The 16,140-nt window shown below is 51.4% G+C and carries 10 protein-coding genes; 5 read left to right on the forward strand and 5 right to left on the reverse strand.

Going from position 1 to position 16,140, the window contains the following annotated elements:
* Nucleotides 1–58: 58 nt before the first annotated feature.
* The 4 genes from NQ559_RS14305 (at nucleotide 59) to mobV (NQ559_RS14320) (ending at nucleotide 4,043) form a co-directional block, all read left to right on the forward strand.
* Complete coding sequence (locus NQ559_RS14305) at nucleotides 59–346, forward strand: helix-turn-helix domain-containing protein (protein WP_026318657.1); 288 nt, start codon at nucleotides 59–61, stop codon at nucleotides 344–346.
* A 2-nt stretch (nucleotides 347–348) separates the two neighbouring features.
* The gene (locus NQ559_RS14310; protein ID WP_018697409.1) at nucleotides 349–1,395 is read left to right on the forward strand and encodes an AAA family ATPase; all 1,047 of its coding nucleotides are present in this window, start codon (nucleotides 349–351) and stop codon (nucleotides 1,393–1,395) included.
* Between the two features lie 244 nt (nucleotides 1,396–1,639).
* A complete protein-coding gene (locus NQ559_RS14315) occupies nucleotides 1,640–2,395 on the forward strand; it encodes a DUF8464 domain-containing protein (RefSeq protein ID WP_244062033.1) in 756 nt (251 codons plus the stop codon).
* A 250-nt stretch (nucleotides 2,396–2,645) separates the two neighbouring features.
* A complete protein-coding gene (gene mobV / locus NQ559_RS14320) occupies nucleotides 2,646–4,043 on the forward strand; it encodes a MobV family relaxase (RefSeq protein ID WP_018697411.1) in 1,398 nt (465 codons plus the stop codon).
* Nucleotides 4,044–4,107: 64 nt separating this feature from the next.
* Here the strand turns inward: mobV (NQ559_RS14320) and NQ559_RS14325 are convergent, their stop codons facing one another.
* The gene (locus NQ559_RS14325; RefSeq protein ID WP_018697412.1) at nucleotides 4,108–5,082 is read right to left on the reverse strand and encodes a hypothetical protein; all 975 of its coding nucleotides are present in this window, start codon (nucleotides 5,080–5,082) and stop codon (nucleotides 4,108–4,110) included.
* Between the two features lie 486 nt (nucleotides 5,083–5,568).
* Between NQ559_RS14325 and NQ559_RS14330 the strand changes: the two genes are divergently transcribed.
* Entirely contained in the window at nucleotides 5,569–6,393 is an 825-nt protein-coding gene (locus tag NQ559_RS14330) for an AAA family ATPase (RefSeq protein ID WP_051087709.1), read from the forward strand.
* 485 nt (nucleotides 6,394–6,878) lie between these two features.
* Here the strand turns inward: NQ559_RS14330 and NQ559_RS14335 are convergent, their stop codons facing one another.
* The 4 genes from NQ559_RS14335 to mobV (NQ559_RS14350) form a co-directional block, all read right to left on the reverse strand.
* Entirely contained in the window at nucleotides 6,879–8,627 is a 1,749-nt protein-coding gene (locus tag NQ559_RS14335; RefSeq protein ID WP_026318659.1) for a SusD/RagB family nutrient-binding outer membrane lipoprotein, read from the reverse strand.
* A 19-nt stretch (nucleotides 8,628–8,646) separates the two neighbouring features.
* A complete protein-coding gene (locus NQ559_RS14340; RefSeq protein ID WP_018697414.1) occupies nucleotides 8,647–11,679 on the reverse strand; it encodes a SusC/RagA family TonB-linked outer membrane protein in 3,033 nt (1,010 codons plus the stop codon).
* Nucleotides 11,680–12,138: 459 nt separating this feature from the next.
* Entirely contained in the window at nucleotides 12,139–12,879 is a 741-nt protein-coding gene (locus NQ559_RS14345) for a hypothetical protein (RefSeq protein ID WP_009599008.1), read from the reverse strand.
* A gap of 1,625 nt (nucleotides 12,880–14,504) precedes the next feature.
* Complete coding sequence (mobV, locus tag NQ559_RS14350; RefSeq protein ID WP_018697416.1) at nucleotides 14,505–15,944, reverse strand: MobV family relaxase; 1,440 nt, start codon at nucleotides 15,942–15,944, stop codon at nucleotides 14,505–14,507.
* Between the last annotated feature and the right edge of the window lie 196 nt (nucleotides 15,945–16,140).

Raw genomic sequence — 16,140 nt, forward strand, 5'->3', positions numbered from 1 at the left:
TGTTACAACCATACGGAGGGTCGACACTCCATTTGTTTAATTTTAATCTTCTGAATATATGGAGAAAAGTATTGAAATGCGGGTTGCGGAACTCGAAAATCTGGTTTTACATTCCAAAAACGTACTCAGCTTCGAGGAGGCGAGCCGTTTTCTGAATCTTTCCAAAAGCTACCTGTATAAACTGACATCGGGCAACCTGATCCCTCACTATAAGCCGCAGGGGAAGATGCTCTATTTCGAGAAAACGGAATTGGAGGCATGGTTGCGTCAGAATCCCATAAGGACACAGGCGCAGACGGAGGCGGAAGCGCAGAAATATGTTCTTGCACGTCCCGCGAGGAAGTAACGATGGAAGCGCAGCACAAAGTTTCGGCGGAAACGACCGCTTCATGGCGCGATGCCCGGTTGCTTGTGACGGACGTGTTCGAGGCTCCGCCCGTGATCCTGCGTGTGGGCGATTCGATTGTGGGGACGCTGGGTAATTTCAGCGCATCGACCGGCAAGGCAAAGAGCAAAAAGACGTTCAACGTCTGCGCGATTGTGGCGGCAGCCATGACGGGCGGCACGGTGTTGGACTATTCGGCCTCTTTGCCGCCGGAGAAGCGCGGAATCCTTTATGTCGATACCGAACAGAGTAAGTTTCATTGCAAGCGGGTATTAAACCGGATTTTGCGGCTTGTGGGGCTTTCTGCCGACGTACATCCGGCGGGCTTGGAGTTTCTATGCCTGCGGGGTTTTGCGACCAAAGACCGGCTGAAGAAGATCGAGGAGGCTATCTATGAAATCGATGGTCTCGGACTGGTCGTGATCGACGGCATCCGCGACCTGGCGCACGACATCAACAGCCCCTGCGAATCGACCGACCTTATTACGAAGCTGATGCAATGGACGGACGAGCGCAAAATCCATATCCATACCGTCCTGCACCTGAACAAAGGCGATGACAATACGCGCGGGCATCTGGGAACGGAGTTGAACAATAAGGCTGAAACGGTGCTGCAAATCACCAAAGACGATTTCGACCGCGATATAAGCTCGGTTGCGGCCATGCACATCCGGGATAGGGATTTCGAGCCGTTTGCTTTTCGCATCAACGACGATGCGTTGCCGGAGTTGGTCGAGAACTACCAACCTCGGCAGTCGGGCGCGGCCAAAAGTTTCGACTATGCCGAGGTCTGCAAGGCCAAACACCGTGAGGCGTTGCAACTTCTGTTTTCCGAAGCTGACCGGGTTTCTTATTCATCGCTTATTGGGAAGCTCCAAAACAGCTATGCCGCCATCGGCCATTCGTTCGGCATCAACAAAGCCAAGCAATTGAAGGTTTTTTTGGAGAATAAGCGGATGATCGTCAAAGAGGAGAAATTTTACCGTTACAATCCCGATTTCCACTATTGACCCTTTCGGACAGTTTAGTCCAAGACGGGTGTATATATTATTAAACCATTCTAAACCGGTACGGCGGGTTAAACCCCGAACCGTACCGATTAAACCGAGTGAAAAGAAAAAGATCATGGACGCAAAAACAATCAATAAGTTTTCGATAAGGAAATACCTTGCCGGACGGGGCATCCATCCGGCAAAAGACAGAGGCTATTACGGGTTGTATCACTCTCCGTTGCGGGAGGATCGCAATCCGAGTATGAAAGTTGATTATGACAAAAATCTGTGGATCGACTATGGTGCAGGCGAGGGTGGGACGCTGATCGACCTCGTGATGCGCATGGAACGGTGCGATGCAGGGACGGCCATGCGGCTGTTGGAGCAACAGATCGGAGGCGCAACTACTTTCTCTTTTCAAGGGGATTGTCCGGCATTACCGGAACGTATACCCTCGATTATTGTCGAAGACGTGCTGCCGCTGGAAATTCCAGCGTTGCTCTCTTATCTCATGGAACGAGGCATCGACCTCGATACGGCGCGGGCACATTGCTCGGAGGTGCATTATCGTGTGGCGGATAAGCCCTATTTCGCTGTCGGATTCCGCAACGATACTGGAGGATGGGAACTGCGCAACCGCTATTTCAAGGGCTGTACGTCGAAGGCTCCGTCGACCCGAAACGGCGGTTATCCGACATGCCTCGTATTCGAGGGTTTTGTAGACTTCTTGTCGTACCTGACGCTCAAACGCGCCCCGAATCCTCCGCACAATATTGTCGTGCTGAACTCCGTGACGAACCTCTCGAAAGCCGCGCCGTTCATCGCCTCGCACGAGCAGGTCTATGCCTACCTTGACAACGACGATGCTGGGCGTAAGGCGACCGCCGAACTGAAACCGGTTTGCCGGAATCTGTCCGATCAGTCCGTCCATTATCGTCCGCTCAACGATTTGAACGATTACCTGCGAAGCCGCTGGCCCGTGAAAGAATACAAACGGTCGCGCGGTCGCAAGTTATAACGTCGCCCGGATTGTCGCCGGCACAGTCGCCCACCGATCGGCCGCTCCGCGCCCGCGGCTTTTCCTCACGAAAAAGCCATAACCTATTAGGGCTTTTTCCGAGCCGCATCACTTCGTGCTGCTGAAAAAGTCCCAATAGGCCAAAGGGGACGCCCCTTTGGAAACCCCTTGCGACCGTTCCGGCCGCCGACCGCACAAGCGGTCGAAGATCCGACGACCACATTATCAACCGCTAAAACTACCGCTAAATATGGGATATGTCGTATTGCATATAGATAAAGCTCCGGGCAACGAGGCTGCGATGACCGCCCACATTGCCCGAACGCACATGCCGCCGAACGCCGTGCCGGAGCTGACTTACCTGAATGAAGAACTGGTTGAATTTCCAGAGGGCGTGGCCGACCGCACGGAAGCGATCAACTACCGCCTCGACCATGCGGGTTTGACCCGCAAGATCGGAACGAACCAAGTTCGCGCCATCCGCATTATGCTGACCGGATCGCACGACGATATGAAACGTATCGCCGCCGAAGGACGGATCAAGGAGTGGTGCGCCGATAATCTCGATTGGCTCCGAAAAACCTACGGCGAAGATAATGTCGTGTCAGCCGTATTGCATCTGGACGAATCGACCCCACATATTCATGCGGCAGTCGTGCCGATTGTGACGGGTGAGCGACGCAAAGTCCGTGAGAAGAAAACCGATGAGCCGGGCAAACGCAAATACCGCAAGAAATCGGTCGCGCGACCTCGGTTGTGTGCCGACGACGTGATGACACGCGTCAAGCTCAAGGGGTATCAGGACAGTTATGCCGAAGCGATGGCGAAATACGGATTGCAACGTGGCATTGACGGTTCGGAAGCCCGGCATGTCACCACCCAAGAGTTTTACCGCAACGCCATCGCCCAACAACAGGGGTTGCTGGACAATATCGGTGAATTGCTCCGTATCGAGGCGGAGAAACGGGAAGCCATTGAACGTGCTTCCAAACAAGAGCAGGTAACCCGCGATGAACTGACCAAAACCGAAGCCGAGTTAAAAGCGGTAAAAGGTGAGTTAAAAACCGAGCGACTGAAGAATTCCGCCGCTGAGGTTGGTACGACCATTATCGACGGTATCGGAGCAATGATAGGCATGTCGAAAGTCGAGCGGCAAGAGCAACAAATTGCCGAACTTCACGGGCAGATCGGAGAACTGAAACGAGAAAACATTGCTCTACAAAAAGAGATCGAAACCCAAAAATCCACGCTTGAACGGATAAAGGATGAATCAGAGAAAGTTATGCAAGGCTTGCGCAGCGAGATCGCCCACTTGCACGAACTGATGCCGGAGTTAAAAGGATTGATACAGGTAGAGAAGATATGCCAAGCGGTGGGATTCGGCGCGGAAATGACAACGCGGATTGTGCGCGGGGAATCCGTTGGGTTCAAAGGCTCGCTTTATTCGCCGGAACATAAAAAGTGGCTGCATACCGATCATTCGACGGCTAAGACTGAAAACGCCCCGCAGGATAAAGCGCGTATGCGCCTGACAGTGGACGGGATTGACGTGTTCGGTTGGCTCAAACGAAAATACGAGGAACAATACCCCCGTCCGCAGGTCAAAGAACCACTGCGACAACCTATCCGCAGAGGGATAAAACGTTAAACGGGAAAAAGAGGGCATCAGGAATTGTGACGTTCCCGAAGCCCTCTTTCTTTCGGTAGGCGGATTATTGCTGTTCGCTTAACTCCTTATAGAGTTCGAGCCTTAATCCGGCATAATTTTCGATAATTCCGGCCGCTTTCTGAACGCGATCCATGTGCAGTTCCAACTCCTGCGGTGACATGTAGAACTCGGCGCAATAAGGTGTTTTCATCAATACCTCCTTCAACCGAGGCAGGGTGAATATGTTTTCGATGTGATTGTCGTCGAATACCAGCATCAATTTCGTGGAAAGCGTCCGCATCCGGTCGTGCATCACCACCGGATCGTGGATGTCGAACTCCATACCGTGGTAGACATAGTAGAGTGTGTGGTAGAAATAGACCACGGCCTGTGCCGTGAACTGCGCCGCCAGCCGCACGTTGCGCCCCTCGATAAAGGCATCCTGCGCCTGTTCCAAAAGGTCATAACCGAGCATGCGGAATGTGTCGAAATGAAATTTGGCGTCGGCATAGGCTTTGGCGAAATTGGCCGGATGTTTCGGACGACGGAAATGGTAGTGGTCGTTGCAGTAGAGTAGTTTGCCCTCGGCGCGGGCGAAATAAAGGAACGGCGTCCAATTCGATTCGACATAGTTCAACGGCATGATATAGAGATTGATGTAGGTAATCTTCCGGAGGCAATACGGCATTCTGTACCGCAGGATGCGTTTTGCCCGCATCCAATCGTATTCGGGTGTTTCGCGCACGACCATCAATAAGTCATAGGCCGTAGCATCGCTGTGGCGTGTCCCGCCGACCAACTTTCCGAACAGCAGGATGTATTCCGGGTCGAAATAACCGTCGGTCAGGTGGTGGACGATCTGCGCGGCCTCGGCAGGGTCGTAAAGGAGTTCGGCAGGCTGATCGGGTTGTTGCTGCGACGCCGATTCGGTGGGTTCCGAATTGGGAACGGGTTGCGGTTCGGGCTGTGTGGTTACGGTAGTTTCGTGAACTATGGTTTGCGCAGGCTGTTCCTGCGCGGGGTTTTGATTCGTTTCCATGTTGTTGATTGTTTGAAATTTGACATAGTGAGGGCTATCCTTATCGTACGCAAGGGCACAACAAAGAGAATAGCGAGTTGATTAGCAATTACTTGCTAATCCGGCGGATGAAAATGGAAACGAATCGAGAGGTTGCACGGCGGAAACCGCCTGCGGTTGGCCTTACGGCGTGTCTGCGTCAGAACGCAGACGGGATATGTAGTTCGCATAAAAAGGAAAAGAGTGCGCAGCTGCGAACTACATATCCCCCTTTTACAGGTTCAACAAGTGCCCCTCGCGGGATTGCTCCCCAAGGGCTCTGCGCACAATTTTCCAATGTGTGGTTGACTTGTTGAACACCAAACATAATAAAAGGGGTGTAAAAATTAATATGTAATTCGCAGGAGCAAAGATAGTAATAATTTCTAAAGTAGCATTCTTTCCCTTTAATCATTCGTGTTTGCAATATAAAATATGTATATTTGAAGTAACCTAAAACTTTAGAATATGAAACTTAAATATGCTCGTATAAAAAATTATAGGGGAATTAAAGATGAAACCTCCATTTCATTTCAGGATTTTAGTTGTATTGTAGGCAAAAATGATGTGGGTAAATCCACTATATTAAAAGCAATAGACGTATTTCTTAATGAAAATAATCCTAATATAGAGGATAAAAACGTATATAGTGATTCCAATTTTATCGAAATAAACTTGATTTTTGATTCTGCGTCAAGTCCAATTATTTTGGATGATACTATTCCGGTATCACTTTTTGATGAAGAATTAGTTGATGAAAATGGATTAATCTCAGTTAAAAAGGTCTGGGATGTTTCCCAAAAAACGATTAAACCTAAAATCTTTTTATGTCGCAAGATATATGATGCAGATGATTTTGTTATGCTGAATGAGAAGGAATTACGCACTCTTTGTGCTAAGTTCCATATAGATACGGCAAAAGCGAACGGAGAAGAATATAACAACAAAGAAAAGCGGGAGAAATTGCGTGCATATCATCATGAAGCAGGCACGTCTTTCCGTTATGATTTTGAAGAAATACCCGTTACGGGTACAACTCGACCTAAAAAAATAATTGAAGCATTAAAGAGCATATTACCGACCTTTGAATATTTTAGAGCAGATAGATCGCTTTCGGATAGTGATGCTTCTGTCCAAAAATATTTTAATAAATCAGTTGATAAATATATCAATCTGACAAACAGACTTTTAAGAAGATTTTACAGGGGTTTTAGTAACGATTTGGAGAATGTGCGAAATTCGCTACTTTGCGTAATCATCTTGTCAAATAACCCTTGTCAAAAACAAAGGTAGGAATTTTCTTTGAACTTGCAAAAATATTCGATTTAAGTGCTAAATACAAAACGAAGGCACGAGGTTATGAGCCTCGTACCTTCTTCCCTTTTATTTCTTGTTACCGTGTTAGATGGCTTTGATGACGAATGGGCAATAAGATTAAAATGGTTTTCTGCAAATTACGAAAAATAATTGATATATAGCCTATTTTCCGGTAATAAAAATGTAGCGACGGTGTTTCACAACTCTGTCGCTACCGCTACAACTAAAACAAGTTTTTAACCTTAATTTTTATCTTCATTACAAATGAATACAAAATAGTTGATATTTGCAAATCATCTGTCCGTTTCCGGTACGAGCCATTCGGGGGCATGAAAAAATGGTATGCCGCATGATAGTGGTCGGAAATGCGCCGGAGCCCGATTCGGATGTGTCGGATGGAAAAAAGGACTCCGTCGTATAACGACGGAGTCCCGGTTTATGAGTGAAACGGATCGGCGGGGTTAGAAATTGCCTTTGTCCTTGCGGTCCCACCACAGACGGGTGCCACCGGTGTCGCCGTCGCCTTTCACTTCGGAAGATTCAGCCTTCAGCAGCTGGATGGCATTGTTCACCTCGACGGTGTTGGAGCTCAGTTCCGTTTCGTTGTACAGCAGGCGGCGCGGGCCGAGCTGCGTGTCGATGATCGAGGGGGCCAGATTTTGCTTCGGACGGAAGAGTTTGGGGTAGCCCGTGCGGCGGTAATCGGCCCACGCTTCGGTCGAGAGCGGGAAGTTGGCGATCCATTTCTGGGTGATGATGCGTTCGAGCTTTTCTTCATTCGAAGCGCCTTCGTCCCACTTCACCGTGATACTGGTGGTCGGATCGGAGTTGTATTCCGGCTTCCACGGGTCCGTATAACCCTCAGGTGAGGAGGTATCGTCGTTGATGTAGCTGCTGATAGCCGCATCGTCGATAGCCGCCCAGTCGGGGGCCGTCAGTTTCTTCTCGGTCCATGCTGCCGCGGCGTCGGACTGTCGGTAGCTCTTCTGGTTGCGGATGGAAACCTCGATACCCTTTTCATAGAGTTCCTTTACGCTCTGCTGCCCGGCGTCGGTCCAGCGAAGTTTGGCTTCGGCGCGCAGGAACCAGCCTTCGGCGGCGAACATGATGGGCTGCGGCGTCGCATATCCGCCGGCCAGAAACGAGTAGTAGACGCGCTGGTTGTCGTTGCCGCCGTTCTTATTGCCCAATTCGCAGCCTACGGGAACTCCGATGTATTGCGCTCCCTTGCGGATCAGGATGTCGCTTTCGTTGTATATGTCCTCGTTGTTCTGGTCTTTCTCGCCTGTCGGTTCGGCGGTCTTCTTGACCAGATGGCGGACGTTGGTGGTGAAATAGAGCGGGCGGCGCGGGTCGTTGTAGCCGTTCATGAACGCTACGATCGACGAACCGATGCCCGAATCCAGCCAGTCCATCATGCGGCGCAGTTCGTTCGAGTAGGACTTGTTGATAAGGATGTCCTTGTCTTCGAGGACTCCGGCCTGAATGGCTTCCTTGGCGTATTTTTCAGCATCGACGGGGTTTACCTTGACGATGCGCAGCGCCATGCGCAGCTTGAGCTGGTTGGCGATCTTCTTCCAGAGCGTGCGGTCGCCGTTGCACCAGCAGTCGAACGATGCGAGACCTGCGGTCTCCGTATCCAGTCCTTCGAGCGCTTTGTCCAGCTGTGCGAATATCGCCTTGTAGATATCTTCCTGTTTGTCGTAGGCGTAGCTGCTGGGGCGTTCGGCCAGTTCGTCCGCTGCGAGGACCGACGAATAGGGAACCGGGCCGTAGGTGTCGGTATACTGGAGCAGGTTATACGCTTCGACGATGCGGGCTACGGCTGCGAAGTCATGCTGTCCGGCGGCGTCGCACTGTTTGATCAGCCGGCGGGTGTTGTTGAATATTTTCTGCATGAAGTTCTCGTGCATGCCGCCGCAGAACCCGCGGGCGAGGTCGTAACGCGCCATCGTCCAGTTGCTGTGCGGCACCTCGAAATAACCGCCGTAGTTGTCGATCGACAACGAGGTCCAGTACTGGAACAGGTTCTGGTTGGTGGGGTAACTGAACGAGAGGGGAGTGGAGAACTGCGCTTCGAACGGCAGTTCTTCGGGGTCGATCTCGTAGGGATTGGTGTTCAGCTCTTCGAAATCTCCCGTACAACTTCCCAACAGTGCGAGGGGAAGCGCCATTGCGGTAACGTTTCTAAGAATATTCTTGAGTTTCATAATGTGTAAACGCTTTTGATTAGAAATTCAGTTTCACGTTCAGACCGAAGCTGCGCGTGGTCGGCAGGTTGAAGACATCGAAGCCTTGCAGGCCGTTGCCCGTACCCATCGACACGTCGGGATCCATCGGGGCGTCTTTGTAGAAGAAGAAAAGGTTGCGGGCGATGAACGCAAGGGTCAGGTTTTTCGACTGGCCGAACAGGTTACGGAAAGTGTAGCCCAGCGAAATCTCGCGCATACGGACGTTGGTCGCGTCGTATACGTAATCCTCGACGTTGTAGACCGAGTTGAAGCTTGTCGCGCCCACCACGTCGTAGTAAGCCTTGACGTTCGAGAATTTGATGCCCTCGCGCATCACGTAGCCGCGGTCGCGCGCCCGGCCCGTGCGTTCCGATACGCCGTATCCGTCGAGTGTGGCCTCGGTCATCGAAACGACCTTGCCGCCGATGCGGAAGTCGATGAGCATGCTCAGTGTCAGGTCCTTGTAGCGGAACGTGTTGTTCCAGCCCATGTTCCACTTCGAGTTCATGTTGCCCATGTATTTCAGGTCGGAATTCTGCTCGCCGCCGTTTACGGGGATCTGGTAGTCGGCGCCTTCGGGGGTTTCCGTCACCAGTTTGCCGCTCTCGTCGCGTTTGAGCGTGCGGACGTAGAGGTCGCCATACTGGCCGCCTTCATAGAGGATCACTTTGGCGCCGCCCAAGTTGGAGACCGTTACGCCGTCTTGGATACCGTCGAAAAGCTCGATGATCTTGTTGTCGTTGTACGAGAGATTCAGATCGGTGGACCATGTGAATTCATTGCCGAAGTCTTGGAACCAGCCGGCCGTCAGTTCGAAGCCTTGGTTCTGGACGTTGCCCGCATTGACGAACTGCGATTTGTAACCGCTCTCCCACGGCAGCGTCACCTCGAAGTACTGGTTCTTGGTGTTGGTCTTGTAATAGGTGGCGTTTACGTGCAGACGGTGCTGGAAGAACTCTCCGTCGAAACCGACCTCGAACGAGTGGGTCTTTTCGGGTTTCAGCGTGCGGAACGGCACCGATTTGGGCGGGTTGATGGCGCCTTGGTCGCCGTAGGTATAGCGCGGATTGGTCTTGTAGACGGGGACGTCGTTGCCGACGATGGAGTACGAACCGCGGAATTTGAACAGGTCGATATTCCGGCCCATGTCCACGAAACGGTTGAGCAGAAGGCTGGCGCCCACCGAAGGATAGAAGAACGAGTAGCCGTCGGTGTAAGCGAGGGCCGACGACCAGTCGTTACGGGCCGTCACGTCGAGGAAGAGCGCCTCTTTGAAGCCGAACGTGACAGCTCCGAAGACCGAGTTGAGCCGTTTGCGCTCCAGTCCCATGGTCGTGCCGTTCTTGTAGAAATTCGACGGGTTGAAGATGTTGGGATAGTAGGCGCCGCCGTTGCCCGGAGCGACGAACTTGCTCTGCTCGTAGAGCAGGCTCACGTTGTTCGAACGTGTCTGCATCATGCTGGTGCCGAGGGTGGCGTTGAGCGAGAAATCGTCCCACGTATGGTTGTACTGGGCGAGCAGGTCCGCATAGAGCTGTTCGCTGAAGTAGCGGTTGTCGTCCATTTTGCCGTAGGTGTATTTATTGCCGTAGGACGACGCGTAGTGGTTGCGTACGTAGTGTTCGTCGGCGCGCTCGTAGCGCATGCGGCCCGTGAGCGAAAGTCCGTCGATGATCTGGTATTTGATCGATCCGCCGAATTCGTAGCGGTTGCGTTCGACGACGGGGCGTTCGCGGTTGAGCAGCCAGTAGGGGTTGCTGTTGGTCTCGTCGGTGGTAGTCACCCAGTTCTGGACGTTGGCGTTGAGCTCGCCGTTGTAGGTCTCGAAGTTGCTTTTGTAGCCGTTCCAGTCGCCGCCGCGCGGGAAGGTGTAGGTGCCGACGAGCGGGTTAAAGACGAAACCGCCGGCCGGCTGGTTCGAGATGTGCTGGTTCACGTATTTGGCGTTGAAATCGACCTTGATGTGGTCGTTGAAAAGGTCGAAACCGACTTTGGCGTTGAGCGTGTGTTGCGAGTAGTCGTTTTCAGGGGTGATGCCGCCGGATGTTACGTTGCCGTAGGAGAAGTAGGCTCGCAGGTCTTCGGCGCCGCCGTTGATCGAGATCGAGTTGTTGGTCGTCCAGCCCGTACGGAAGAACTTCTCGGCGTAATCGGGAGCCTTCGACGCGAGTTTGTCGCCCCAACTGTATTGGCCGTTCGCCCCGTATGTGTTCTGGAATTCGGGCAGCGAGAGCGGGGTGTCAATGGTCGTGTTGCTCGATACGTTCACCGCCAGACGCCCTGCCATGGCCGATTTGGTCGTGATCATGATGGCGCCGTTGGCGGCTACCGCACCGTAGAGGGCGGCGGCCGACGCGCCTTTCAGCAGGGAGATCGAGGCGATGTCGTCGGGGTTGATCGTAGACATGGCGTCGCCGCCGTCGCGCTGGGCGCCCCAGTTGCTGTCGACCTGATCGGACGTGATGTTCATCATCAGGGGGACGCCGTCGACGACGACCAGCGGCTGGTTCGAGCCGTTGATCGACTTGTTACCGCGGAAGAGTATTTTCGACGATCCGCCCGCGCCCGTCGAGTTCGGGGTAATCTGCAGACCGGCGGCCTTGCCCTGCAGCGCGTTGATCATATTGACCGACTTGATGTCGGCCACGTCATCGCCGCCGACCGTTTCGGCAGCATAGGAGAGTGTTTTCGACTGACGTTCGATACCCATGGCAGTCACTACGACTGCGTTCAGCTGGTTGGCGGTCGTCGTCATCAGGATGTCCAGTGTCGTCTGACCTGTGTAGGTCACCTCGTAGGGGTCGTATCCTACGTAGGTTACTTGCAGTACGTCGCCGGGCTGCAACCCTTCCAGACGGAATTTGCCGTCCATGTCGGTTGTCGTTCCGCGCGTCGTGTTCTTCACAATCACCGTTGCTCCGAGAAGCGGCCCGGAGTCGTCTTTGATCAGGCCTTCAAGGGTGCTGCCCCCCCCCTCCTGCGCGTAGGAACGCAGAGCGGTAGCCGGCGCAATGAGGCAAAAGGACGTCATCAGAGCAAAGCAGATGAAAAGTGCTCGGTTGGTTAATTTCCTCATAAATAAGTGGGTTTTAGTTGAACAAGAGTAAAGATTCCGGAGTGACGCCGTATCTTTGGTTTGATAGAAAAAGCAGTGTTATAGCGGCATATTTTAATGTTAAAAAGTAGTGTTATGAAATCAAAGATAAATATATTTTAATTAAATATCAAATTATATATTAAAAAATAATACGTGAAGTTCAGTATGTCCATAATGATATTTCGATTGTTTATTTCATTATAAATATATTGAATTTCAGCAAAATACACAAATGTCTTTGTATAAATTTTACGCATGATTTATTCGTGTTATGTTAAAAATATTAACGGACGTTATACGGATAATCATATTTGCAAATTATTCTCGTTGTTATATTGAAAACCATCTCCGCTAATTGGTGAGGAGTACTCTGCGTTTTCCGATGGTTTACGCCTAACTTTTTACGCTTCGTGTCGGCACGAATTTCTTTCGACTGATCCTCGTCCTCGGTTTTTTGGCTATGGGCTGGATTTCGGCAGACACTTCGGCTTTAGGCTTCCGCCCCCGCCTTTTTGGAGGCACTACCTGCAGGCAGTCTATGGCTTTCAGCCGCTCGTATTCCTCGCGCAACTCGTCGATGATCCGTCGGTTGTTGCTTGCAATACAATCGCGCAGGAGTTTTACATCTTCGCGGCTGAATCCGTAATGTTTAATCGTTTCGCGCGTCAGTTCGAAGGGCGCGTTTTCCAGAACCGCCCGACGGCACAGGTAAGCCAACAAATGCGGATATTCCGTTACGAAAATTTCTACCGTCAGCTCCTTGCGGCTCGTAGCGCAGAAACGCTCCTCCCCGTTGAAAGGGTTCTCCATCAATTCCCATTCGGGAAACTTCGTGGCCCATTGCTCGCGAAAAAAATAGGCATTGAAATTAACCCGGAAAGAATCGATGCGGCTGTCGAAGTTTTCGTAATTGTCGTTAAACTCCGCAACTGAAAATGTCTTTTCGTCGGGATGGCTTTCTTCATCGTCCAGCGTAATCCAAAATACCGATTTCGGAGCACCGCACAAGATTGCATAGACAAAATGCGCCTTCTTTTTCAGATCATCGAAAAATTGCCGGATGTCGCTTTTGCGGATGTCGCAATCCAAACAGTCTTGAAGCAGATTCCCCAGCGTATAGGATTTTTGTGGCATGGTTCAGTAGTTATGGGTTTATAGAACAATTCTTAAACGTACGCAAAGGTTATAGGCACTTCGAGAATACAAAATAAAGGGACGACCGAATTGTAATTGCAATAAAATAACGATTGTCTGTTAACTAATCGTGGTTGGTCATCCCTTTTTCTATTAAAAAGACAATGCCAAATACGTTAGGCGATGGTTGTGTGACAGTGATGATGTAAGTCCGTATCGAGTTTCGGCATTGCATTTAACAAAAATCTTAAATTATTGTGAGAATACAAAATATATCGTAAAAAAACAGGTGCGGAAACAGTAAAGTCAGTAGTGGGAAAATATGAAGCTAAGATTCGAGTATCCCGCACCCGTTATCGTAAAATTGAAGTATCGAAAAAGAGGGGCGGTAACGGACTGGTACGCCTCACACCACGATAAACGAAAAAGAGCATCCTTCGGCTTATCGTTTCCGTCCGCCCCCTCGGCTTCCGAAACGCGAGCCTATGGAGGCAGGAGATTTCGGAAGCATTGTTACAGAAAAAGCAGGAACCGCAACGGACTTACTTGACATGATAGCTACATCACTTCCCTTGTCACTCTCTTTTTTAGCGGTTCCTGCATGATGAAAAACGGGTGCGGGACTGTCGATGAAAAAAATAGTGACGCAACTTCGACATGAAGAATTCCAATGTCCCGCACCCAGTTCGGAGAACGGCCCGCCGTTACCAGATTTAGGTGCCTTTAAAGCGGGATTATTATCGACGGCGAGCGTTCTCGTTACAGCGAATGACGGCGCCCCACCCCGCACCGACCGAGGGTCGGCGGAACGTGATTCTTTCCGATTGGGAGTATATGGCCGTAACATCGTATTATTAAGGGTTCGTTATTAAAATCCTCGTTCCGGCCTAAACACATAAAAAAGCACGGAACGCAGGTACAGCCCCAACGGTCGGCCTTGCGAGCCTTGGATTGGTAACTGCCCTTACGCCCGTGCCCGCCCACGGCACAAAGCCGCAGGCATGACAAGGGTTTCAGACAAATTTTACACCAATCCTAAAACCTATTATATCGCTATAATAGTCGCAAGTTTACCGCTGGTATAAAGGTTGTCCTAACCTTATGAATATGTTACGGCTATGGCGCCGTTTTCATCCGCAAAGGTAACATATCTTTTTCAATTTTAGTTATGCGACCCGACTGATGCCATAAAAGAATGACGAAACGTGAACCCGGCTCTGAAGAACCCCGCTGTCCTTTACAAGAAAGGTATGCGGCTTGCGTTACTTACGCTGCGTAGGTCGTAGGAAACCCGTCTGACCTCGTAACACAAGAGGCCCACGCCCGTCAGGTGTAGTTGCCTTAAATGTACTGCCCCGTCAAGGCGTGGTACGACCCGACAAGGACTCTCTTGTTGCCGCAGACTGTAAATTTCCTACGTTTACGCAAACAGCAACGCGATTCACGCCTTTACAGCGGATCGCTTGTCCCAAAGGTAGCACAAAAAATTCGAATCCGCAATATGTTGCGGGCACTTTTTGTGCCGTAGGGTTTATGCCGCCCGAATAGCCCATGTTCTGGCTTTAACGGAATACGCCGTCCTAAAACAACAACGGGACGGCCTTTTGGTTCCGTCCCGCTCGTGGTTACATCTTCATCCCGCGCCTTTGCTCCGTTTGTTCGATGTCAATTCCTATCCGCTCGTAAAACTCCTTTCGTTGCTGTCTGAACCACTCGTCGCAGTCCTTTCCGTTTATGGTGAACTGGAACCCGCTCGGCCCGTCCTTGTCGGGTTTGAATTGGAGAATGACATCGTTCGCCCGAAACGTATGATTATACCTTATCGAATGCAGCTCGCCCGTATATCTGTAAGGTTGCATCGTAAACAACGCTTTGGTCCGCTCCTTGTCCAACCCGACATCCTTGCAGTAATTTTCCCATTTCAACAGCCCCTTTACATAGGGACACAACTCATCGACACGCATCAAGGCTTTTATGACTTGTTGTGCTTCCTGTTTAAGGTTGGCCACCTCTTTATCGTGTCCGGCCTGCATGGTCTTGATCTCTTGTTGCAGTTGCCCGATGCACTTATCCTTGTCGGCAATTACCCCTTGCAAATCTGCAATCTGTTTTTCATACCTCGCGGGCTTGGGGTCGTGGAACAACGCTCCGATCCTTTCTACGGCTTTCGTCGTGGCATCCACGGCCACGCCTTTGAGTTTGTCGGTCTTGATCTCCCGCCGCGTCTGTGCCAACTCCGTTTCGGCTTTCTCCAATTCTTCTTTCTTCTTCCTCCGCTGTTCGTCGATAATGTTGCAGTCTGTCTGCGCGGCTCGTTGCTGTGCTTGGAGTGCGGCAATATCTACCGTGAGCGTCTTTTGCTGTTCTTTCAGATTCTCGATCTGTTCGGCCATTTCATTTTTCCGGACGAACACCTCGCGGTAATACTGCTGCGTGGAAATATGTTTTGCTTCCGATCCCTCGACGCCGCGTTGCAGTCCGTATTTGGCCATCGCTTCGGCATAGGTGGTCTGGTAGGCTTTGAGTTTGTCCCGTGCCATCACATCGTCGGCACATAGACGCGGGCGGTCTTTCTTAGTGCGATAGGTTCTCTTTCCGCTTTGGGCGTTCTTCTCCCGCTCCAGCTTGGCCTTTCTGCGTTCGCCCCGTGTGATCGGCACGACGGTCGCGTGTATATGTGGTGTTTTCTCGTCCAGATGCAGGACTGCCGACACAACGTTTTCCTTTCCGAAGGTCTTTTGCAGCCAGCCGCAGGAATCCTTGGCCCAAGCATCCAACTGTCCGGCCTGCCGGATACGCTTCATATCTTCGGGGCTTCCGGAGAGCATGACACGCAACGCCCTTACTTGGTTCTTTCCGATCTTGCGTTCCAGTCCTGCATTGTCCAGCCGGTGCTGGATCGCTTCGGTACGGTTGGTAACTCCTTTGGGGAACTCTACTAATTCTTCGTTCAGGTAGGTAAGTGTCGTTATGACGTTGGCGGGTGTTATTCTCCGCTCGACGTGTCCCGACATGGCGACGTCCGTTCCGGCTGCCTTCTCGATATGCAATACGACATAGCCCATAGCGGTATAGTTTCAGGTGGTTTGGATAATCTGTTCTCGGCGGCATCGGAGCGAAGCGGATAAGGATTCGGAGTTGTCCCGGCCGTCCGGCTTGCGGAGTTGCCGCCGCAAGGGGTGTCCAGAGGGGCGCCGCCCCTTTGGCCTATTGGGGCATTTTCAGCGTTGCGGAGCAATGCGGAAAGAAAATGCCCTAATA

Source organism: Alistipes onderdonkii (genome assembly GCF_025145285.1).
Classification (GTDB): Bacteria; Bacteroidota; Bacteroidia; order Bacteroidales; family Rikenellaceae; genus Alistipes; species Alistipes onderdonkii.